18 protein-coding genes and 1 tRNA gene are annotated in these 19,576 nt (G+C 70.7%); 12 read left to right on the top strand and 7 right to left on the bottom strand.

All coding sequences use genetic code 11. The annotated features are described in order from the left end of the window. Window positions 1–8: 8 nt before the first annotated feature. The 5 genes from AB0L37_RS02260 to AB0L37_RS02240 all read left to right on the top strand — a co-directional run bounded on the left by AB0L37_RS02260 (window position 9) and on the right by AB0L37_RS02240 (window position 6,955). Window positions 9–1,928, top strand: coding sequence for a copper resistance protein CopC (locus AB0L37_RS02260; protein ID WP_365498726.1), 1,920 nt, complete (start codon window positions 9–11; stop codon window positions 1,926–1,928). A 6-nt stretch (window positions 1,929–1,934) separates the two neighbouring features. Continuing rightward, window positions 1,935–3,203, top strand: coding sequence for an iron uptake transporter deferrochelatase/peroxidase subunit (efeB, locus tag AB0L37_RS02255; protein WP_365498723.1), 1,269 nt, complete (start codon window positions 1,935–1,937; stop codon window positions 3,201–3,203). A 68-nt stretch (window positions 3,204–3,271) separates the two neighbouring features. After that, on the top strand, window positions 3,272–4,207 hold the full coding sequence (gene pheA / locus AB0L37_RS02250) for a prephenate dehydratase (RefSeq protein ID WP_365498720.1): 936 nt from the start codon (window positions 3,272–3,274) through the stop codon (window positions 4,205–4,207). 627 nt (window positions 4,208–4,834) lie between these two features. Then, window positions 4,835–6,106, top strand: coding sequence for a serine--tRNA ligase (gene serS / locus AB0L37_RS02245; RefSeq protein WP_365498717.1), 1,272 nt, complete (start codon window positions 4,835–4,837; stop codon window positions 6,104–6,106). 24 nt (window positions 6,107–6,130) lie between these two features. Continuing rightward, window positions 6,131–6,955, top strand: a complete 825-nt coding sequence (locus AB0L37_RS02240) for an HAD family hydrolase (protein ID WP_365498714.1) — start codon at window positions 6,131–6,133, stop codon at window positions 6,953–6,955. 152 nt (window positions 6,956–7,107) lie between these two features. On the opposite strand, the gene AB0L37_RS02235 is transcribed toward AB0L37_RS02240, so the two are convergent. From AB0L37_RS02235 to AB0L37_RS02210, 6 genes are all read right to left on the bottom strand, one after another. Beyond that, a tRNA-Ser gene (locus AB0L37_RS02235) sits at window positions 7,108–7,195 on the bottom strand. A 270-nt stretch (window positions 7,196–7,465) separates the two neighbouring features. Then, complete coding sequence (locus AB0L37_RS02230; protein ID WP_365498710.1) at window positions 7,466–7,708, bottom strand: hypothetical protein; 243 nt, start codon at window positions 7,706–7,708, stop codon at window positions 7,466–7,468. Between the two features lie 105 nt (window positions 7,709–7,813). Further along, a complete protein-coding gene (locus tag AB0L37_RS02225; RefSeq protein ID WP_365498707.1) occupies window positions 7,814–8,533 on the bottom strand; it encodes an ABC transporter permease in 720 nt (239 codons plus the stop codon). Between the two features lie 9 nt (window positions 8,534–8,542). After that, entirely contained in the window at window positions 8,543–9,454 is a 912-nt protein-coding gene (locus tag AB0L37_RS02220) for an ABC transporter ATP-binding protein (RefSeq protein ID WP_365498704.1), read from the bottom strand. Next, window positions 9,451–10,353: an ABC transporter permease subunit gene (locus AB0L37_RS02215; protein ID WP_365498701.1), complete on the bottom strand. Its 903-nt coding sequence runs from the start codon at window positions 10,351–10,353 to the stop codon at window positions 9,451–9,453. The genes AB0L37_RS02220 and AB0L37_RS02215 overlap by 4 nt, the downstream gene beginning before the upstream one ends. Next, entirely contained in the window at window positions 10,343–11,338 is a 996-nt protein-coding gene (locus tag AB0L37_RS02210) for an ABC transporter ATP-binding protein (RefSeq protein ID WP_365499181.1), read from the bottom strand. Before AB0L37_RS02210 ends, AB0L37_RS02215 begins: the two co-directional genes overlap by 11 nt. A gap of 260 nt (window positions 11,339–11,598) precedes the next feature. On the opposite strand from AB0L37_RS02210, the gene AB0L37_RS02205 reads away from it, so the two are divergent. The 7 genes from AB0L37_RS02205 (at window position 11,599) to AB0L37_RS02175 (ending at window position 18,454) form a co-directional block, all read left to right on the top strand. Beyond that, the gene (locus AB0L37_RS02205; RefSeq protein WP_365498698.1) at window positions 11,599–12,441 is read left to right on the top strand and encodes a M24 family metallopeptidase; all 843 of its coding nucleotides are present in this window, start codon (window positions 11,599–11,601) and stop codon (window positions 12,439–12,441) included. After that, window positions 12,441–14,222, top strand: a complete 1,782-nt coding sequence (locus AB0L37_RS02200; RefSeq protein ID WP_365498695.1) for an SDR family oxidoreductase — start codon at window positions 12,441–12,443, stop codon at window positions 14,220–14,222. The genes AB0L37_RS02205 and AB0L37_RS02200 overlap by 1 nt, the downstream gene beginning before the upstream one ends. A gap of 60 nt (window positions 14,223–14,282) precedes the next feature. Next, complete coding sequence (locus tag AB0L37_RS02195) at window positions 14,283–15,209, top strand: MerR family transcriptional regulator (protein WP_365498692.1); 927 nt, start codon at window positions 14,283–14,285, stop codon at window positions 15,207–15,209. A gap of 161 nt (window positions 15,210–15,370) precedes the next feature. Continuing rightward, the gene (locus AB0L37_RS02190; protein ID WP_365498689.1) at window positions 15,371–15,949 is read left to right on the top strand and encodes an RNA 2'-phosphotransferase; all 579 of its coding nucleotides are present in this window, start codon (window positions 15,371–15,373) and stop codon (window positions 15,947–15,949) included. 40 nt (window positions 15,950–15,989) lie between these two features. Continuing rightward, window positions 15,990–16,442, top strand: coding sequence for a hypothetical protein (locus AB0L37_RS02185; protein ID WP_365498686.1), 453 nt, complete (start codon window positions 15,990–15,992; stop codon window positions 16,440–16,442). A 60-nt stretch (window positions 16,443–16,502) separates the two neighbouring features. Then, the gene (locus AB0L37_RS02180) at window positions 16,503–17,444 is read left to right on the top strand and encodes an LLM class flavin-dependent oxidoreductase (protein WP_365498683.1); all 942 of its coding nucleotides are present in this window, start codon (window positions 16,503–16,505) and stop codon (window positions 17,442–17,444) included. 89 nt (window positions 17,445–17,533) lie between these two features. Further along, window positions 17,534–18,454 (top strand): HAD hydrolase family protein, encoded by a 921-nt coding sequence (locus AB0L37_RS02175; protein WP_365498680.1) that lies wholly within the window; start codon window positions 17,534–17,536, stop codon window positions 18,452–18,454. A 22-nt stretch (window positions 18,455–18,476) separates the two neighbouring features. Here AB0L37_RS02175 and AB0L37_RS02170 read toward each other — a convergent pair whose 3' ends face one another. After that, the gene (locus tag AB0L37_RS02170) at window positions 18,477–19,532 is read right to left on the bottom strand and encodes a M23 family metallopeptidase (RefSeq protein WP_365498677.1); all 1,056 of its coding nucleotides are present in this window, start codon (window positions 19,530–19,532) and stop codon (window positions 18,477–18,479) included. Window positions 19,533–19,576: the final 44 nt, after the last annotated feature.

Raw genomic sequence — 19,576 nt, 5'->3', positions numbered from 1 at the left:
GACCGCACGTGAAGACCATCGCTCCCCGCCTGTGGCACCTGGTGCTGCTGTTCCTCGCCGTCACCGGTGCGCTCCTCGCCGGTGCCGCTCCCTCGTCCGCGCACGCCGCGCTGACCGGGAGCGACCCGAAGCAGGGAGCGGTGGTCGAGACGGCGCCGCGCAGCGTGTCGCTGACCTTCTCCGAGGACGTGGCCATGTCGGGTGGCGCGGTGCGCGTCCTCGACCCGGCGGGCAAGCGCGTCGACACCGGCAAGGTGAGCCACGCCCGCGGCACGACCTACTCGGTGGGCCTGCACGCCGGCCTGCCCGACGGCACGTTCACCGTGGCCTACCAGGTCGTCTCGGCCGACAGCCACCCCGTGTCCGGCGCGTTCACCTTCTCCATCGGCGCCCCGTCCAAGACCTCGGCCGTGCTGACCGACCAGAACGCGGGCGGGGGCGTCGTCGGCGGCCTCTATGGCTTCGCGCGCTACGTCTCGTACGCGGGCTTCGTGCTGCTGGTGGGCGGCGCCGCGTTCGTGCTGGGCTGCTGGCCGCGCGGCGCGGGCATCAGGCCGGTGCAGCGGGTCGTGGTGAGCGGCTGGACCGCGCTCACCGCCGCCACTCTCGCCCTGCTGCTGATGCGCGGCTCGTACACCGGGTCCGGCAAGCTCGGTGACGTCTTCGACATGACGCAGCTCGGGCAGGTCCTCCAGACGAAGACCGGGGCGGCACTTACGTCCCGTCTTCTGTTGCTCGCCGCGGCGGCCCTCTTCATTGCGGTGCTTTTCGGCGCCTACGTGAAGCGCGCCGAAGAGGGCGACAAGAAGGAGGTCAAGGACCTCACCTTCGGGCTCGCCATCGGCGGCGCCGTCGTCGCGGCCGGGCTCGCGGCCACCTGGGCCATGGCCGAGCACGCCTCGACCGGTATCCAGGCGGGGCTCGCCATGCCCGTCGACGTGCTGCACCTCCTGGCCGTGGCCACCTGGCTGGGCGGTCTGACCACCCTGCTCGTGGCGCTGTACCGGGCCCCTTCGATCGAGTCGACGGCCGTACGCCGCTTCTCGCGGGTGGCGTTCTGCAGCGTCGTGACGCTCGCGGCGACCGGGCTCTACCAGTCGTGGCGGCAGGTCGGCTCCTGGTCGGCGCTGACCGGAACGAGGTACGGGCAGCTGCTGCTGCTCAAGATCGGGCTCGTCGCCGTCCTGGTCGGCATCGCCTGGATCTCGCGTACGTGGACGGGCCGGATCTCCGCGTCCGTGACGCAGGAGCGCACGTCCGAGAAGAAGGAGCCGGTCGCGGTCGGCGGCGGGGCCACGAGTACGGAGACCGGCCAGGGCGGCTCCGGCTCCAGCTCCGGTGACACGACGAGCGACGACCCCGAGCGGGCCGCCCAACTCGCGCGGCAGCGCGCGGCGATGGCCACCGCACGCGAGAAGCGCGCCCGCGACGCCGACCCGCACCGCTTCGGGCTGCGCCGCTCGGTGCTCGCCGAGGCGGGCGTCGCCGTCGTCCTGCTCGCCGTCACCACCGTGCTGACCTCCACGGAACCGGGTCGTACGGAGGAGGAGGCCAAGGCCGCCACCTCGGCCGCGCAGACGCAGTCCGGGCCGCTCTCCGTGAAGCTGCCGTTCGACACCGGCGGCAAGGACGGCAAGGGCACGGTCCTCCTGGACGTCGACCCCGGCCGCACCGGAAACAACGAGATGCACGTCTACGTGGAGCGGCCGAACGGCAAGGCCTTCGACGTCCCCGAGGTGAAGGTCGCCTTCACCCTGGAGGCGCGGAAGATCGGGCCGCTGCCGGTCGTGCCCGACCACATCGCCACCGGCCACTGGTCGGCGAGCGGCGTCCAGATCCCCGTGGCCGGTGACTGGAAGATCGCGGTGACCGTGCGCACCTCCGACATCGACCAAGTGACCGTCACCAAGAACGCGAAGATCGGCTGAACGACCATGGCTGACACTCAGAGCCGTACCGATTCCCCCGCCCAGGCCCCCTCGGGGATCTCCCGGCGCCGTCTGATCGGCACGGCGGGCGCCACCGGCGTCGCGCTCGGCGCCGTCGGCGCGGGCGCGGGGTACGCCGTGGCGTCCTCGAACTCCCCCGAGCAGCAGGCCGCGTTGACCTCACTCGGCGCGGACACGGTGATGTTTCACGGGAAACATCAGGCCGGCATCACCACGCCGATGCAGGCGCGCGGCCATCTCGTCGCCTTCGACCTGGCAGCGGGCGCGGGCCGCAAGGAAGCCGCCGCGCTGCTGCGCCGCTGGTCGGCGACGGCCGAGCGGCTGATGGCGGGCGAGCCGATGTCGTCCGACGACACGGATGTGGCCCGGGACGCGGGCCCGTCCTCGCTGACGGTCACCTTCGGCTTCGGCCACAGCTTCTTCTCCCGTACGGGCCTGGAGAAGCAGCGCCCGTCGGCCCTGGACCCGCTGCCGGACTTCTTCTCCGACCATCTCGACAAGGCGCGCAGCAACGGCGACCTGTGGGTGCAGATCGGCGCCAACGACTCGCTCGTCGCCTTCCACGCCCTGCGCGCGATCCAGAAGGACGCGGGCTCGGCGGCGAAGGTGCGCTGGCAGATGAACGGCTTCAACCGCTCGCCCGGCGCCACCGCGCACCCGATGACGGCGCGCAACCTGATGGGCCAGATCGACGGCACCAACAACCCCAAGCCGGCCGAGTCCGACTTCGACAAGCGGATCTTCGTGCCGTCCTCGGGCTCGCCCGACTGGATGGCGAACGGCTCGTACGCCGTCGTACGCCGTATCCGGATGCTCCTCGACGACTGGGAGAAGCTGTCGCCGAAGGCGCAGGAGGACGTCATCGGGCGCAAGAAGTCGACCGGCGCCCCGCTGACCGGCGGCGGGGAGACGACCGAACCGGACCTGGAGAAGACGGACGCCAAGGGCGACCTCGTCATCCCGATCAACGCGCACGCCCGCATCAGCCGCCCCGACCAGAACGGCGGCGCCGCGATGCTGCGCCGCCCGTTCTCCTTCCACGACGGCATCGACCGGGACGGCGTCCCGGACGCGGGCCTGCTCTTCGTGTGCTGGCAGGCGGACCCCCTGCGCGGCTTCGTCCCCGTGCAGCGCAAGCTCGACCGGGGCGACGCCCTGTCGCAGTTCGTCCGGCACGAGTCGAGCGGGCTTTTCGCGGTGCCGGGCGGCGCCGAGAAGGGCGGGTACGTGGGGCAGGCCCTGCTGGAGGGCTGACGTCCGCTCGGCCGGGCGGGCCTTTCGGCCCGTCCGGCACGTCCCGTACGGCCCATTAGGGTGAGCCCATGCCAGCCAGCTACGCGTACCTCGGCCCCGAGGGCACCTTCACCGAAGTCGCCCTGCGCACGCTCCCGGAGACGGCCACCCGGGAACTCGTCCCCGTGGTGTCGGTGCCGGCGGCGCTCGACGCCGTCCGCAACGGTGAGGCCGAGGCCGCGTTCGTGCCGATCGAGAACTCCGTCGAGGGCGGCATCACCACGACCCTCGACGAGCTGGTGGCGGGCGCCCCGCTGATGATCTACCGCGAGGTGCTGCTCGACATCACCTTCGCCCTGCTGGTGCGTCCCGGTACGAAGCTGAGCGACATTAAGTCGGTCACCGCGCACCCGGCCGCCCAGCCGCAGGTCCGTAACTGGATGAAGAGGCATCTGGCCGATGACGTGGTCTGGGAGTCCGCCGCGTCGAACGCCGACGGGGCGCGGCTCGTCCAGGAGGGGCGGTACGACGCCGCGTTCGCCGGGGAGTTCGCGGCCGACCGGTACGGCCTCGAGCCGCTGGTCACCGAGATCCACGACGCGGAGAACGCGCAGACCCGGTTCGTCCTGGTCGGCAAGCCGGCCCGGCCCGCGGCGCCGACGGGCGCTGACAAGACGTCGGTCGTCATCTGGCAGCGCGAGGACCACCCCGGCGCCCTGATGGAGCTGCTCCAGCAGTTCGCGATCCGCGGGGTCAACCTGATGCTGCTCCAGTCCCGGCCCACCGGTAAGGGCATCGGCAACTACTGCTTCGCGATCGACGCGGAGGGCCATATCTCGGACCGTCGGGTGGCCGAGGCGCTGATGGGCCTGAAGCGGGCGTGCCCGCAGGTGCGCTTCCTCGGCTCGTACCCGCGTGCGGGCGTCGCGGTCGAGGATGTGCGCAAGCCGCGTACGGGAACGTCGGACGACGAGTTCGTGGCGGCGTCGGACTGGCTGCTGCGCTGCCAGGACGGCCGCTTCTAGCGCCTGTTCCTCCTGGTTCTCCCCAGCCGGATCCGGGTTCTCCACCGCCGGGTCCGGCTTCTTGTCGCGTCCGCACCCTGTCCTACCAGCGGATTTTCTTCGTCCACAAGAGTTATCCACAGGTGACCTTCTCGACCTGGGGACAAGTCGACAGGATGGTGCGACATGGTCGACAAATCGCCCTACAGCCCACAAGTCCGTCCACAGCCTCGCACGTCACCCCTCGTCCACCCTTTTCCCTTGATCAACTCTTTGGAGTGAAGCATTTCCACCCGAAAGTGAGCATGGAGCGGGTTTGGAACGGGAATCCTTCGCGATACATGCGGCTTTCGGAACGATCACTTCCGGTGTCCACAGTTCTTTCTCACAGCCTGTGGATAACTTTTCGGGGCGGTGCATCACTGTGGACAACCAGGCCCCAAGTCCCGTTCCGCACAAGGGAATCACGTCAAGGGCGCACGCCTCGTCTGCCCCTTTTCAGGGAAAGGGGCGGTTTTATTGACCAGCCGTCCACGGGCGGACTCCGCACGCGTTCCGCCCTTAATTCACATTCCGGCAAATAGGGCATAAAGCATCGCAACGGATATCGGGTCGTGAGCCGGAAGCGCGCACCGGTAGCCTTGAGGGGTGATTGACCTTCGCCTGCTCCGTGAGGACCCCGACCGTGTTCGCGCCTCCCAGCGCGCCCGTGGAGAGGACGTCGCGCTCGTCGACGCCGTCCTGTCCGCCGACGAGCGGCGCAGGTCGTCCGGGCTCCGCTTCGACGAACTCCGCTCCGAGCAGAAGTCGCTCGGCAAGCTGATGGGCAAGGCCACGCCCGAAGAGCGCGCGGAGCTGCTCAAGAAGGGCGAGGCCCTCAAGGCCGACGTGAAGGCGGCCGAGGCCGACCAGCGCGAGGCCGAGGAGGAGACCAAGCGTCTCGCCCTCCAGCTGGGCAACATCGTGCACCCCGACGTCCCGCGCGGCGGCGAGGAGGACTTCGTCGTCCTGGAGACGCACGGCACGATCCGCGACTTCGGCGCCGAGGGCTTCGAGCCCAAGGACCACCTGGAGCTCGGCGAGGCGCTCGGCGCCATCGACGTCGAGCGCGGCGCGAAGGTCTCCGGCTCGCGCTTCTACTACCTGACGGGCGTCGGCGCCCTCCTCGAGCTCGCGCTCGTGAACGCGGCGATCGCCCAGGCCACCGAGGCCGGCTTCACGCCGATGCTGACCCCGGCCCTGGTGCGCCCGCGCGCCATGGAGGGCACGGGCTTCCTCGGCCAGGCCGCCGAGAACGTCTACCACCTCGAAAAGGACGACTACTACCTGGTCGGCACCTCCGAGGTCCCGCTCGCGGCGTACCACATGGACGAGATCCTCGACGCGAACCAGCTGCCGCTGCGCTACGCCGGCTTCTCGCCGTGCTTCCGCCGCGAGGCCGGCACGTACGGCAAGGACACCCGCGGCATCTTCCGCGTGCACCAGTTCGACAAGGTCGAGATGTTCTCGTACGTCGACCCGGCGGACGCGGAGAACGAGCACCAGCGCCTCCTGGAGTGGGAGAAGCAGTGGCTGACCGGCCTCGAACTGCCCTTCCAGGTGATCGACGTCGCCACCGGTGACCTGGGCTCCTCCGCCTCGCGCAAGTTCGACTGCGAGGCGTGGATCCCGACCCAGGGCAAGTACCGCGAGCTGACCTCGGCGTCGAACTGCGACGGGTTCCAGGCGCGCCGTCTGTCGGTCCGTATGCGCGACGGCAAGAAGGTGCAGCCGCTCGCCACGCTGAACGGCACGCTGTGCGCCGTGCCGCGCACCATCGTCGCCATTCTGGAGAACCACCAGCAGGCCGACGGTTCGGTGCGCGTGCCGGAGGTGCTGCGGCCGTACCTGGGGGGACGAGCCACTCTTGACCCCAAGTAAGTGCAGTTTGGAGCCGAACAGCAAGTGAGCCATCCCGCTCCCACCCCGCCCGCGTTCCCGTACAAGCTCGTCGCGACCGATCTCGACGGGACGCTGCTGCGGCCCGACGAGACGGTCTCGGCGCGCACGCGTGAGGCGCTCACCGCGGCCACCGCGGCGGGCGCCGCGCACATCATCGTGACCGGCAGGGCCGTGCCCTGGACCCGCCACATCCTCGACGACCTCGGCTACAACGGTCTCGCGGTGTGCGGGCAGGGCGCGCAGGTGTACCACGCGGGGGAGCACCGGCTCCTCACGTCCGTGACGCTCGACCGGCAGCTGGCCGGCCTCGCCCTGTCGAAGATCGAGGCCGAGATCGGCCCGATGGCGCTCGCCGCGAGCCGCGACGGACTGGACGGCGAGGTGATCGTCGGCCCGGGCTACCAGGTGGGCGAGGGGCACCTGCCGGCCATCCCGTTCACGGACGTCTCGGAGCTGTGGTCGGCGCCGCTCAACAAGGTCTACGTCCAGCACCCGGGCATGACCGACGACGAGCTGGCGGCGGTGGCGCGCACGGTCGCCGGTGATCTGGTCGGCGTGACGATGGCCGGCGAGGGCATCGTCGAACTGCTCCCGCTCGGGCTGTCCAAGGCCACCGGCCTCTCGCTCGCGGCCCGCCGCCTCGGCGCGAAGGCCGCGGACACGATCGCCTTCGGCGACATGCCCAACGACATCCCGATGTTCGGCTGGGCGTCGCACGGCGTGGCGATGGCCAACGCCCACACGGAACTGAAGGCGGTGGCCAGCGAGGTGACGTCGTCGAACGCGGACGACGGCATCGCGGTGGTCCTGGAACGCCTGCTCGGCTAGCACCGCGCCCCGAAAGGGGCGCGGGGAACTGCGCGAGCAACCGAGAACCACCCGCAGACCGCGACAAAACGGTCCCTGGCAGACGCTGATGAGGGCTGGACCCAAGACCCGGGCCCAGCCCTCATCCGTTCAAGCACAGCGCAGCGAGTACGTGGAGGATGCGCGGATCGAACGCGCGCGGGGCTACCAACCCCGACCACGGCTTAGCAAGCCGGTGCCTTACCGCTCGGCCAATCCTCCGGGTGGGCGGCCCACGTGCCGCTGAGGGCACGTGCTCGAAGCGGCCGCCCCGGGCAGCACCCCTGGGGCGGGGCTCGACGGAGTGCAGTGACTACTCCGGAGCCTGCCTCGGGCTGCCCTGTCGGGAGCTCGACGGACTACTGATCCACATCGTCGCGCTCCTCTCCCCGTGGACGGGCGCCGGTGTCGGGTTCGGAACCGGACCGGCGCGGTGACTCAACTACTGTGCCCCGCCGCCCAGTTCGACGCCACCGAATAAGAATCCGGCGGTCACCGGCGGCGCCACCTGCGACGCCGCGCCTTGCTGAAGAACCAGCCCGCGGGCGGCTCGTCCGAGCGCCACGGCTGCGGCTCGGGGCCGCCGTCCCGCCACCGTGCGGTGAGCATGCGGGCCCGCGCGGACGGCTCGGCCGCCTGCGCGGAACGTATGAAGTCTGCGTCCAGGACCACGTCGTCCCAGGCGTCGTCGCCCTGACCGGGCCGGTCCCCCTCACGGATCGGTTCGGATGCCATGGGTTCCTCCTCGGGCGGCCTACGGAACCAGCGCACCCTCCCATCCAGTGTCCGGGTGGGAGGGTGAGAGCGGCATCAAGAACGGCCGGCGCCGGGTTCCGTGGCCTACTCCTCGCCGGCCAGCTTCAGCGCCCGCAGCTTCTGGCCCGCGTACCAGGTCGCCAGGACGGTCACGGCGACGAGGAAGACGGTCGCGAGCGGCAGCCCCACGTCCGAGGTGACGAGGTCGCCGCCGGCCACCTTGTGGGCGACCGCGAGGGACCACTGCTGCACGCTGAGGGTGCGCGCCCCGGCGACCAGCGAGCCGAACAGCGCCTCCCATACGAGGGCGTAGACGAGGCCGAAGACGACCGCGTGCCGGGTCACCGTGCCGAGCAGCAGGAAGATCGCCGCGTACGCGATGGAGGCCACGAGGGCGGCGACCGTGTAGGCGACGGCGATCTGCTGCCCGTTCCCGTTCAGGATCAGGCCCGCGATGAGCGTCGGGACGGCGGAGAAGACCATGGTCACGCCGATGGCGACGATCAGCTTCGTGAAGATGATCGTGGGCCGCTTGACCGGCTTCGACAGCAGGTAGACCACCGAGCCGTCGTCGATCTCGGGGCCGATGGCGCCGGTGCCCGCGATCACGCCGATGAGCGGCACCATCGTGGCGAGCGCGAACCCGCCGAGCACGTCGGACGCGGTCTGGTCGTCCGCTCCGGTGAGCCCGCGGACCAGCGCGGCGATCACGACGAGCAGGACGGGCAGCGCGAAGAGGATGAGGGCCCGGCGGCGGCCGAGCAGGGCCCGGTAGGTGAGCCGGGCGACAGTGGGGTCGTACATCAGGGCCTCCTACGCCGCGACGAGATACGAGAAGACGGACTCGAGGGACTCGTCGGACGGCGAGACCGTGAGCAGACGGATGCCGTGCGCCCGCGCGACCTTCGGCAGCAGCGTCGTGAACCGGCCGAAGTCGACGGCCTGGATGCGCAGCGCCCCCTCCTTCAGGTCGACTTCGATGCCCGCGGTCGACGGGTCCGCGATCAGCGCGGCGGCCAGTGCGCGGTCGTCGCTGGAGCGGACCAGATAGCGGTGCGGCCGGTCGGTCATCAGGCGGCGGATCTTGCGGAAGTCACCGCTGGCCGCGTGCCGGCCCGCGACGATCACCTCGATGTGGGAGGCGAGCTGCTCGACCTCTTCGAGGATGTGCGAGGAGAACAGGACCGTGCGGCCCTCGTCGCCCATCCGCCGCAGCAGGTCCATGAGCTGCATGCGCTGGCGCGGGTCCATGCCGTTGAACGGCTCGTCGAGCAGGAGCACCGACGGCTCGTGGACCAGCGCGCTGGCCATCTTCACGCGCTGGCGCATGCCCTTGGAGTACGTCGAGATCTTGCGGTCCTGCGCGTACTCCATCTCGACCGTGGCGAGCGCGCGCTGCGCTTCCTTCTTGCCGAGACCGTGCAACTCCGCGTTGGCGACGACGAATTCCTCGCCCGTGAGGAAGTCGTACATCCCCTCGCGCTCGGGGACGATCCCGATGTGCCGGTAGATCTGCTCGTTGCGCCAGATCGGCTCTCCGTCGAGGGTCACCGATCCGTTCGACGGGGCCAGGAAGCCGCCCATCATGTTGATGAGCGTGGACTTGCCCGCTCCGTTCGGACCGAGCAGGCCGGTGACGCCGGGGCCGACGTTCATCGTGATGTCGTTGACCGCGACGACGTTGCCGAACCAGCGCGAGACGTGGTCGATGTTGATGCTGGTCACAGTCCGACCTTCCGGTAGCGGCGCATCAGCAGCCCGTAGGAGCCGGCGATGAGCCCGAGGACGACGAGCAGGTAGAGCAGCCCCTGGCCGGTCGAGGGACCGTGCGCGCCGGGGAACGAGGAGTCCGCTCCCAGGAAGGCGGTCTGCACCCCGTCGATGAGTGTGATCGGCGAGAACAGGCCGAGCCAGGACACCGCGCTGCCGTTGTCCTGCGCGTCCGCGATGGCCTGGACCGTGGAGACCGCTCCGTACGAGATGGTCAGGACGGCGATGACGGCGGCGATGCCGAAGCCGCGGCGCGGTGTGACGGCGGAGACGACGAGGCCGATCCCGGCGAAGAGCAGTGACAGCAGTGCCACGGAGACCAGCCCCTGGGCGAATCCCTTGGTCTGGTCGCCGAAGTCCAGCTTGGCGAGCAGAGAGCCTACGTAGAGGACGATCAGCGGCGCCGCGGTGAGGATGAACAGGGCGGACGCCATGGCCGCGAACTTCGCGACCACGTAGTCGACGCGCTCGATGGGCCGCGAGAAGTAGAGCGGCACCGACTTGAAGCGCAGGTCGCGGGAGACGGCCTGCGGAGCCTGCGACGCCACGTAGAGGCCGATCACGGCTTGGAGGATGACCGCGTAGCGCGTGTAGTCGACCGGGAGGTCGTTGGCCTTCGTGGCGACGGCGACCGCGACCATGATCAGCGCGGGGACGCACATCACCACGAAGAGCAGCATCGGCAGCACCTTCGACTTGGCCGAGCGGCCGAGTCCGTACGCGCCGCGCAGGCTCTGCGAGAACAGCGAGCGGCGGGCGTACGCGCGGCCCAGGCGCGGGCCGTCGTAGTGGCGGTAGCCGATGTTGTGGATCTGGGTGGACGCGCGGTCCGTGGGCATGGGCTCAGTGGTCATCGGACCGGCCTCCCGTCTGCTGTGCCCCCGCGGAGGCGAGCGGCTCCTGCCGCTGTTCGTCCACCGGGCGGAAGACCTCCGCGATGTGGTGCCTGCGCTGCTCCATGCGGACCAGACCGAGGCCGAGGTCCGCGACGACGTCGCGCACGATGTCGTACGTCTCCTCGCCCCGCGCGGTGATCAGCACGGTGTGGCCTGCGCCGGGCAGCTCGCCGCCGGTGCTGGTCTCGATGCCGCGCTGCCCGAAGGCCTCGCGCAACGCCCGCGTCCCGTCCGGGTGTTCGTCGCTGTCGGTGACCTCGATGGCGAGGACCGCCGTGCTCTGCGTGAAGTCCGTGGTGGAGCTGGAGCGCAGGAGCTTGCCGCCGTCGATCACGACGACGTGGTCGCAGGTGCGCTCCAGCTCGCCGAGGAGGTGCGACGTGACGAGGACGGAGATGCCGAAGTCGGTGTGGACGCGGCGGATCAGGTCCAGCATGTCGTCGCGGCCGACCGGGTCCAGGCCGTTCGTCGGCTCGTCCAGGAAGACCAACTGCGGGTCGTGGACGAGCGCTTGGGCCAGCTTCACGCGCTGCTTCATGCCCGTCGAGTAGCCGCCGATGGGGCGGTAGCGCTCCTCGTACAGACCGACGTGGCGCAGCGTGTCCGCCGTGCGCTCGCGGGCCGCGGTGGGCGGCAGCCCCGACATGCGGGCCATGTGCACGACGAACTCGGTGGCCGAGACGTCGGGCGGCAGGCAGTCGTGCTCCGGCATGTAGCCGACGCGCTCCCGGATGGCGGCGCCCTTCGTCGCGACGTCGAGTCCGAGCACTTCGGCACGGCCCTCCGTGGCGGGGGACAGACCAAGAAGGATCTTGATCATGGTGGACTTGCCGGCTCCATTGGCCCCGACGAGTCCGGTCACCCCGGGCCCGATGTCCATGGTCAGCCGGTCAAGAGCGGTCACCCGGGGGAACCGCTTGCTCAGGCTTTCGGTCGCGATCACAGTCACGGTTCGACCGTAGTGGCGCAGGCCACACCAATTCGTCAGACCGTGGGGTCAACCTCGTATGAGACCTGAGTATTACGGGGCCCTAGGGGTCCTCCCTGAGTAGCCCCGCGCCGCACGCCCCCGCCGCACGACCGCTGCACACCCCTTGACGTCGCCGCCAGGCATTGTCACATTCATCAGTGTCAAGTTACGAGCGCGTACGGCGACGGCCCGGTCACGGGATCCGGGTGGCCGTGACACGGACGGACGGTGGCATGACCACAGCGGTGGCACGGGAACTCTCCGCGGAACTGCGGGGGTTCAGGGATGTGCAGACACTCGCGTACGAATGCGCGGAAGCGGTCGCGGCGCAGCTCAAGCCCGGCGTGACGGAGCGCGAGGCGGCGCGCATGCAGCGGGAGTGGCTGCGCGGGCGCGGGGTGCGGGACTGGTTCCACCTGCCCTTCGCCTGGTTCGGCGACCGCACCGCGTTCGTCGACTTCCGCGTACCGCTCCAGTTCTTCCCCACGAACCGGAAGCTGGAGGCGGGGATGCCCTTCATCCTCGACATGGCCCCGGTCCACAAGGGCTACACGGCGGACATCGGCTACTCCGGCTGCCTCGGCCCCAACCCCGTGCACGACAAGCTGCTGTCGGACCTGGAGGCGCACCGTGAGCTGCTGCTGCGCGAGGTGCGCGAGCGGCGCCCGCTGCGGGAGATCTACGAGGACGTGGACCGGCTGATGGTCCGCCAGGGCTATGCGAACCGGCACCGGGCGTACCCCTTCGGCGTCATCGCGCACAAGGTCGACCGGGCCAAGGAGCGCCGCTTCAACCCCACGCTCTTCGGCTTCGGCACACAGTCCCTCAAGGGCCTGGCGAGCGACGCGCTGCACGGGCACCGGGACGGCTGGTCGCCGCTCTGGTCGCCGTACCGGTTCTCCGACCATCCGCCGCGGCCCGGCCTGTGGGCGGTGGAGCCGCATCTGGGATTCCGCGGTACGGGCGCCAAGTTCGAGGAGCTTCTCGTGGTCACCGACTCCAAGGACCCCGAGGAGAGCGCCTTTTGGCTGGACGACGATCTGCCGCACGTGCGGCGCTGGGCGGAGGGCATCTGATGGCGGACCTCACGAAACTGCACGGCGCGCGCGAGCGCTGGGTACGCACGGGCGGCATCGAGCTGTGCGTCGTCGAACTGGGGGACGCGGCGCGGCCGACCGTCGTCCTCGTCCACGGCTATCCGGACTCCAAGGAGGTCTGGTCCGAGGTCGCCACACGCCTCGCGGACCGCTTCCATGTGGTGCTGTACGACGTCCGCGGGCACGGCCGCTCCACGGCTCCGGCCCCGCTGCGCGGCGGCTTCACCCTGGAGAAGCTGACCGACGACTTCATAGCCGTGATCGACGCCGTGAGCCCGGACGCGCCGGTCCACCTGGTGGGGCACGACTGGGGCTCGGTGCAGTCGTGGGAGTTCGCCACGGTCGCGCGCACCGAGGGCCGCATCGCGTCCTTCACCTCGATGTCGGGCCCGTCCCTCGACCACTTCGGGCACTGGATCAAGCAGCGTATGAAGCGGCCCACTCCGCGCAAGGTGGGCCAGCTCCTCGGCCAGGGCGCCAAGTCCTGGTACGTGTACATGCTGCACACGCCCGTCCTGCCCGAGCTGGCCTGGCGCGGTCCGCTCGGCAAGCGCTGGCCGAAGATCCTGGAGCGCGTGGAGCGGGTCCCCGCGGGCGACTATCCGACGCCGTCGCTGCCCTCGGACGCGGCGCACGGCGCCTGGCTCTACCGCGACAACGTACGGGCGAGGCTGCGCCGCCCGCGCGAGGACGCGTACGCGCACGCGCCCGTGCAGCTCATCACGCCGCTCGGGGACGCCTTCCTGTCGCCGAAGCTGTACGACCAGCTGGAGCTGTGGGCGCCCCGGCTGACCCGCCGCACGCTGCCCGCCAAGCACTGGGTGCCGCGCACGCGGCCCGATCAACTCGCGGCATGGATCGGTGAGTTCGTCACCGCCAACGAGGGGCAGGAGGCGGGCGTGCCCGCACCGCGTACGACGGCGGACGGCAAGTATGCGGACCGGTTCGGCGGCCAGCTCGTCCTGGTCACCGGGGCCGGCAGCGGCATCGGACGGGCCACCGCCTTCGCGTTCGCCGAGGCGGGCGCGCGCGTGATCGCCGTCGACCGGGACGCCGAGAGCGCCGCCCGCACCGCCGAGCTCGCGCAGCTCATCGGCGCCCCGCAGGCCTGGGCCGAGACCGTCGACGTCAGTGACGAGCAGGCCATGGAGAAGCTCGCCGAGAAGGTCGCCGCCGAGTACGGCGTGCTCGACGTCCTGGTGAACAACGCGGGGATCGGCCTGTCGGGCTCCTTCTTCGACACCAGCGCGGAGGACTGGAAGAAGGTCCTCGACGTGAACCTGTGGGGCGTCATCCACGGCTGCCGCCTCTTCGGCAGGCAGATGGCCGAGCGCGGACAGGGCGGCCACATCGTCAACACCGCGTCCGCGGCCGCGTACCAGCCCTCCAAAGCGCTCCCCGCGTACTCCACGTCCAAGGCCGCCGTCCTCATGCTCAGCGAGTGCCTGCGCGCCGAGCTGGCCGGTCAGGGCATCGGCGTCTCCGCGATCTGCCCCGGTCTGGTGAACACGAACATCACGGCGACCGCCCGCTTCGCCGGGGTCGACGCCGAGGAGGAGAAGCGCCGCCAGAAGAAGTCCTCGCGTCTGTACGGGTTGCGCAACTACCCGCCGGAGAAGGTCGCCGACGCGATCCTCGGCGCCGTCGTGCACAACAAGGCCGTCGTCCCGGTCACCCCGGAGGCGCGCGGCGCGTACCTCATGTCCCGCTTCACGCCGAGGGCGCTGCGCGCGGTCGCACGCATGGAGCCGCCTCTGTGAGCGCCCGTACCATCCCTCGCAGGAGGGTCGCGTGACCAGGGACGATCAAGGGGTGCAGCTGTGACGGAGCGATCGGTGCAGTCGGCCGCCGAGTACCGCATCGAGGACCTGGCCCACCACAGCGGCGCCACGGTCCGTACGATCCGCGCCTATCAGGACCGCGGGCTGCTGCCGCGCCCCGAGCGCCGCGGCCGGGCCAACGTGTACACGGACACGCATCTGTCCCGGCTGCGCCAGATCGCCGATCTGCTCGACCGCGGCTACACGCTGGCGTCCATCAAGGAGCTCCTGGAGGCGTGGGACGCGGGCCGCGGGCTCGGTGGCGTACTGGGTCTCGTCGCCGAGGTGGACGGGCCGTGGACGGACGAGCGGGCCGGGCGCATCACCCGTACCGAGCTGGACGTGATGTTCGGCGGCGACCCCGACGAGGTGGCCGTGCAGGACGCGATCGAGCTGGGCATCCTGGAGCGCGTCCCCGGGCGCGAGGGCGAGTTCCTGGTGCCGAGTCCTCAAGAGCTCGCCGTCGCAGCCGAGTTGCACGCGGCCGGCGTTCCGCTCCCCGCAATTTCCGCGCATGTAAGAGAGTTGCGTGGCCAGATCGAACATATAGCGGCCCGTTTCCTGGAGTTCACGACCGAGCACGTCTTCGCTCGCTATCTCGGCCCGCAGCCGCCGACCGACGCGGAAGCGGCCGAAGCCGCCGCGCTCGTACGGCGCCTGCGGCCGCTCGCCCAGCAGTCGGTGGACGCCGAACTGGCGCGCGCCATGCGCCTGTTCGCGACCCGGCACCTGCACCGCCATCTCGCCGAGGGACCGGCACTCCCGCCCGAGGACGAGCCGCAGTCCGTCACCGTGCCGATGGGGACAATGCGGGCCGTACGCGCGCTGGTTGGGCCGGAGAACGTGTCGGCGTTCATCACCGCGGCTGCCGAACGCGAGGTCCAGGCACGGACATTGGACTCACTGGCGACAAACCACAGCAAATAAACTCTACTTGGCCAAATAGGGCTTATTGTCTGGGAGTTGTCCACAGAATCGCCAATTCCCCTGTGGATAACCGCACTTGGCTGTGGATCAAACATGCGAGGCGTTCGGAGCGGAAGAAAACTGCGTGCACGCCGGACGACGTGCCGGGCACTCTGGTCGCCATGAATGAGCAAGAGAGCGAGCAAGAAGGCGAGCAAGAAAGCGAGCGGCGCACCGTCAAGGTGTCGAAGTACCTCTCGAAGCATCTGCGGCATCAACCGGACCGCATCGGGCTGACCCTCGACGAGGCGGGCTGGGTGGAGATCGACGACCTGCTGGCCGCGTGCGCCGCGCACCGCTTCCCGATCGCGCGGGACGAACTGGCCCGCGTCGTCGCCGAGAACGACAAACGGCGCTTCAGCATCGACGGCACCCGGATCCGGGCCAATCAGGGCCACACGATCGCCGTCGACCTGGGGCTGGCCCCCGCCGAACCGCCCGCGTACCTGTACCACGGCACCGTCGCCCGCTTCCTGGACGCGATCCGCGCCGAAGGCCTGCGCCCCATGGCCCGGCACGACGTCCACCTGTCCGCGGACCGCGAGACCGCCACCCGTGTCGGCGCCCGGCGCGGCCGACCCGTGGTGCTACCGGTCGACGCGGGCGCGATGCACCGCGCGGGCCACACGTTCCGCGTGAGCGCCAACGGGGTCTGGCTCACCGCCGCCGTCCCCCCGCGTTACCTGCGATTTTCCAGCTGACAGACCGGGACGCCGACCACCTGCGGCATGATCGGTTGGTATGGACCACCCGCATCTGCCCACCACCGAGGCAGCCGTCGCCGCCCTGCGCGGGATCGCCCGCGAGTTCAACCTGGAGATCGAGGTCGATCACGACATCGGGGCGGACCGGACCTCCCGCCGCACCACGGCCGACGTCGGCAGGACCACCGACCCCGACGGTTCCCTGCCCCACGAGGCCTACGTGGATCTGGGCGGCTCACCGCGGATCACCGTGCGGCTCTTCCCCGAGGACGACGCCCTGATCACCGTCGAGGGCGTCGAGTTCCACGACGTACCGCGCGACGAGGTGCCCGCCTTCCTGCGGTCCTGCTACAGCGGCCTCGCGTCCGTGAGCGGAAAGCTGTTCCCGCCCGGCTACCGGCTGATCGTGCCGCTGCCCGGCGACCGTACGTACAAGGAGTTCCTGCCGATGATCCAGCTCACGCCCTGGCTCAGCCGGCACGTGCGCTGAGCCGTGCGGCCGGGGTCCCGGCCCGCGCGGCCGCCCGTCGCGCCGCATACGCTCACACCCATGACCGACAAGGCCCCCACGACCCAGCCCCCGCTCCGCCTGAGCACCGTGATCCTGCCCTACCGTCGCTGGCGCGAGGGCGCCCGCGACACCTGGACGCGCGCCGACGAGCTGGGCTTTCACACGGGTTATACGTACGACCACCTGTCCTGGCGCGTCCCGTTCCGGGACGGGCCGTGGTTCGGGGCGGTGCCGACGCTGACCGCCGCGGCCGGCGTCACCGAGCGGCTGCGCCTGGGCACCCTGGTGACCTCGCCCAACTTCCGCCACCCGGTCACGCTCGCCAAGGAGTTGATCTCGCTCGACGACATCTCCGGTGGCCGGATCACCCTCGGCATCGGTGCGGGCGGCACCGGCTTCGACGCGACGGCTCTCGCGCCCAGCGGGCAGGAGCCGTGGACGCCGCGGGAACGGGCCGACCGGTTCGCCGAGTTCGTGGGCCTGCTCGACCGGCTGCTCACCGAGGACACGGTCTCCTCGGACGGCACGTTCTACTCGGCGGGCGGCGCGCAGAACATCCCGGGCTGCCTCCAGCGGCCCCGGCTGCCCTTCGCGGTGGCCGCGACCGGGCCGCGCGGTCTGAAGCTCGCCGCGCGCCAGGGACAGGCCTGGGTCACCACAGGCGACCCCAAGCTGTACGAATCGGGCACCCCCGAGGAATCAGTTCAAGCCATTCGCGGACAGGTCGAGAAGCTGACCGCGGCGTGCGACGCCATCGGCCGTGACGCCGCCGGACTCGACAAGATCCTGCTCACCGGGTTCACCCCGGACCGGGGCCGTCCGCTGGAGTCCGTCGACGCCTTCGTCGACTTCGCCGGCACCCACCGCGACCTGGGCTTCACCGAGATCGTGGTGCACTGGCCGATCGCCGACACGGCCTTCGCGGCCGACCAGAAGGTCTTCGAGGCGATCGCCACGGAGGCGCTCGCCCAGCTCGGCTGAGCCCGGGGCGCCACCGGCGCACAACCGGCGGGGCGCGTGCGTCAGGAACGTACTCATCTGCGCGCCCCGCCGCACGCCCGTGCACGCATATGCGCGACCATGGAGCGGTGACCTCACCGACTCCCGGGCCCCGGACCTCGGCCCCCACCGTCCCCGCGCCCCGGCTGATCGCCACGGACCTGGACGGCACGCTGCTGCACGACGACAAAACCGTTTCTCCTCGTACGGTCGCCGCGCTCGCCGCCGCCGAGGAGGCCGGCATCGAGGTCTTCTTCGTGACGGGGCGCCCGGCCCGCTGGATGGATGTCGTCAGCGACCATGTGCACGGCCACGGCCTGGCCATCTGCGGCAACGGCGCCGCCGTGGTCGACCTGCACGGGGGCCCCGGCCGGCATCGCTTCGTCAAGGTCCGGGAGCTGCCGGTCGCGGACGCTCTCGATGTCGTACGGATCCTGCGCGCGGCCGCGCCGGGCACCTCGTTCGCCGTCGAGCGGACCGGCGGCCTGCACCACGAGCCGACGTATCCGCCGCTGCACCTCGAAGCCGGGGAGAGCGTCGCCCCCGCCGAGAAGCTGCTCACCGCGGACTTCGAGGGGTCGGCCGTCGCGGACCAGCCGGTGCTCAAGCTCCTCGCCTACCACCCGGACCTCGGACCCGACACGTTCCTGGCTCTCGCGCGCGACGCGGTCGGCGAGATCGCGGCCATCACGCGCTCCAGCCCGAGCGCGCTCCTGGAGATCAGCGGCCGCGCCGTCTCCAAGGCGAGCACCCTCGAACTGTGCTGTCTGGAGCGGGGCATCTCCCCCACGGAGGTCGTCGCCTTCGGGGACATGCCCAACGACATGGAGATGCTCGCCTGGGCGGGCACCTCCTATGCGATGGGAAACGCGCACCCCGCGGTGCTGACCGCGGCGACGGGCCGTACGGCGACCAACAACGAGGACGGCGTGGCCCTCGTCATCGAGGACATCCTCGCCGCCCGACAGGTCCCGCCGGACCACGTCGCTTGAAGCCGGCCACGCAACGGGTCGCTTAAAGCCGCACGCCCCGCTCGGCGAACCACTTGACCGGGTCGACACCCGACCCCAGATACGGCGTCAGCCGCACCTCGAAGTGCAGGTGCGGCCCCGTCGAGTTGCCGGTGGTCCCCGACTGCCCGAGCCACTGCCCTGCCCCCACCTTCTGACCCTGGTCGACCGTGACGGCCGCCAGATGCGCGTACTGCGTGTAGTAGCCGCCCGGGTGCTCCACCACGACCTCGATGCCGAAGCCGCCGCCGCAGGACACGCTGACGACGCGTCCGGCGCCCGCCGCGCGCACCGGGGTGCCGATGGCGACGGCGAAGTCCTGCCCGGTGTGCCGGTGCGCCCAGCGCTCGCCCGCGCTGTCGAAGCCGGCGGACAGCTCGTACGTCTCCACCGGGGGCACCCACGCGCGCGTGGCGCGGAACTCCGGCTGTTCCAGGCGTACCGCACCGCGGCACTGGCCCGCCGCCACCGAGCTGTCCGCCTCGCCCTGGAGCTTCCACCGCGCCTCTTCGAGCTTGCTCGCGATGCTCTGCTTGAGCGCGGCGAGCTGCCCGTTGCGCTCTTGCAGGGAGTGCCATGCGGCCGTCGCCTTGCGCTGCCCTTCTTGCAGCTTCTTCTCGGCGCGGCGGCTCTTGTCCACAGCGTTGTTGAGCGCCAGATCTGCCTGCCAGACGGCCCGTTGACCGTGCATCAGCTCTTCGGGGTCGTCGGCGAGCAGCATCTGCGCGGTCAGCGGGATGTCGCCGCCGTTGCGGTACTGGGCGCGGGCGATGCGTCCGAGGTCGTTGTGGAGCACGGCGATCTCGCGGCGCTCCCGCTCCAGCAGGCGCTCCATCCGCTGCGCCTTCGCCTTCTGCAGCACGGCGGCTCTGCGCCCCTCTTCGTAGTGCTGCGTAGCCGTTGACGCCTCCTCAAAGAGGCGCGCCACCTCCGCACTTGCCTCGGGGCCCTCGGAACCCTCCGCGCCCTGGGAGAGCGTGGGCGGGCCGCCGAGGGCGATGAGCGCGCACAGCAGCGCCGGGACGACGAGGGAGCCGCGCGAGCGGGGGCGTTGGCGCATGTCTCGGATCGTTGCCCGCCGCGCGGTCACCCTCCTGCGGGACT

It is taken from the genome of Streptomyces sp. NPDC052225, assembly GCF_040679615.1.
Taxonomy (GTDB): domain Bacteria; phylum Actinomycetota; class Actinomycetes; order Streptomycetales; family Streptomycetaceae; genus Streptomyces.
Note: the sequence above shows the minus strand (reverse complement) of the source record. Positions and strands in the feature narration are given on the sequence as shown.

Bases quoted from the DNA above. Each gene is read 5' to 3' on its own strand.
- efeB (WP_365498723.1), top strand. From the start codon at position 1,935: ATGGCTGACACTCAGAGCCGTACCGATTCCCCCGCCCAGGCCCCCTCG.
- pheA (WP_365498720.1), top strand. From the start codon at position 3,272: ATGCCAGCCAGCTACGCGTACCTCGGCCCCGAGGGCACCTTCACCGAA.
- AB0L37_RS02230 (WP_365498710.1), bottom strand. From the start codon at position 7,708: ATGGCATCCGAACCGATCCGTGAGGGGGACCGGCCCGGTCAGGGCGAC.
- AB0L37_RS02225 (WP_365498707.1), bottom strand. From the start codon at position 8,533: ATGTACGACCCCACTGTCGCCCGGCTCACCTACCGGGCCCTGCTCGGC.
- AB0L37_RS02215 (WP_365498701.1), bottom strand. From the start codon at position 10,353: ATGACCACTGAGCCCATGCCCACGGACCGCGCGTCCACCCAGATCCAC.
- AB0L37_RS02205 (WP_365498698.1), top strand. From the start codon at position 11,599: ATGACCACAGCGGTGGCACGGGAACTCTCCGCGGAACTGCGGGGGTTC.
- AB0L37_RS02200 (WP_365498695.1), top strand. From the start codon at position 12,441: ATGGCGGACCTCACGAAACTGCACGGCGCGCGCGAGCGCTGGGTACGC.
- AB0L37_RS02190 (WP_365498689.1), top strand. From the start codon at position 15,371: ATGAATGAGCAAGAGAGCGAGCAAGAAGGCGAGCAAGAAAGCGAGCGG.
- AB0L37_RS02185 (WP_365498686.1), top strand. From the start codon at position 15,990: ATGGACCACCCGCATCTGCCCACCACCGAGGCAGCCGTCGCCGCCCTG.
- AB0L37_RS02180 (WP_365498683.1), top strand. From the start codon at position 16,503: ATGACCGACAAGGCCCCCACGACCCAGCCCCCGCTCCGCCTGAGCACC.
- AB0L37_RS02175 (WP_365498680.1), top strand. From the start codon at position 17,534: ATGCGCGACCATGGAGCGGTGACCTCACCGACTCCCGGGCCCCGGACC.
- AB0L37_RS02170 (WP_365498677.1), bottom strand. From the start codon at position 19,532: ATGCGCCAACGCCCCCGCTCGCGCGGCTCCCTCGTCGTCCCGGCGCTG.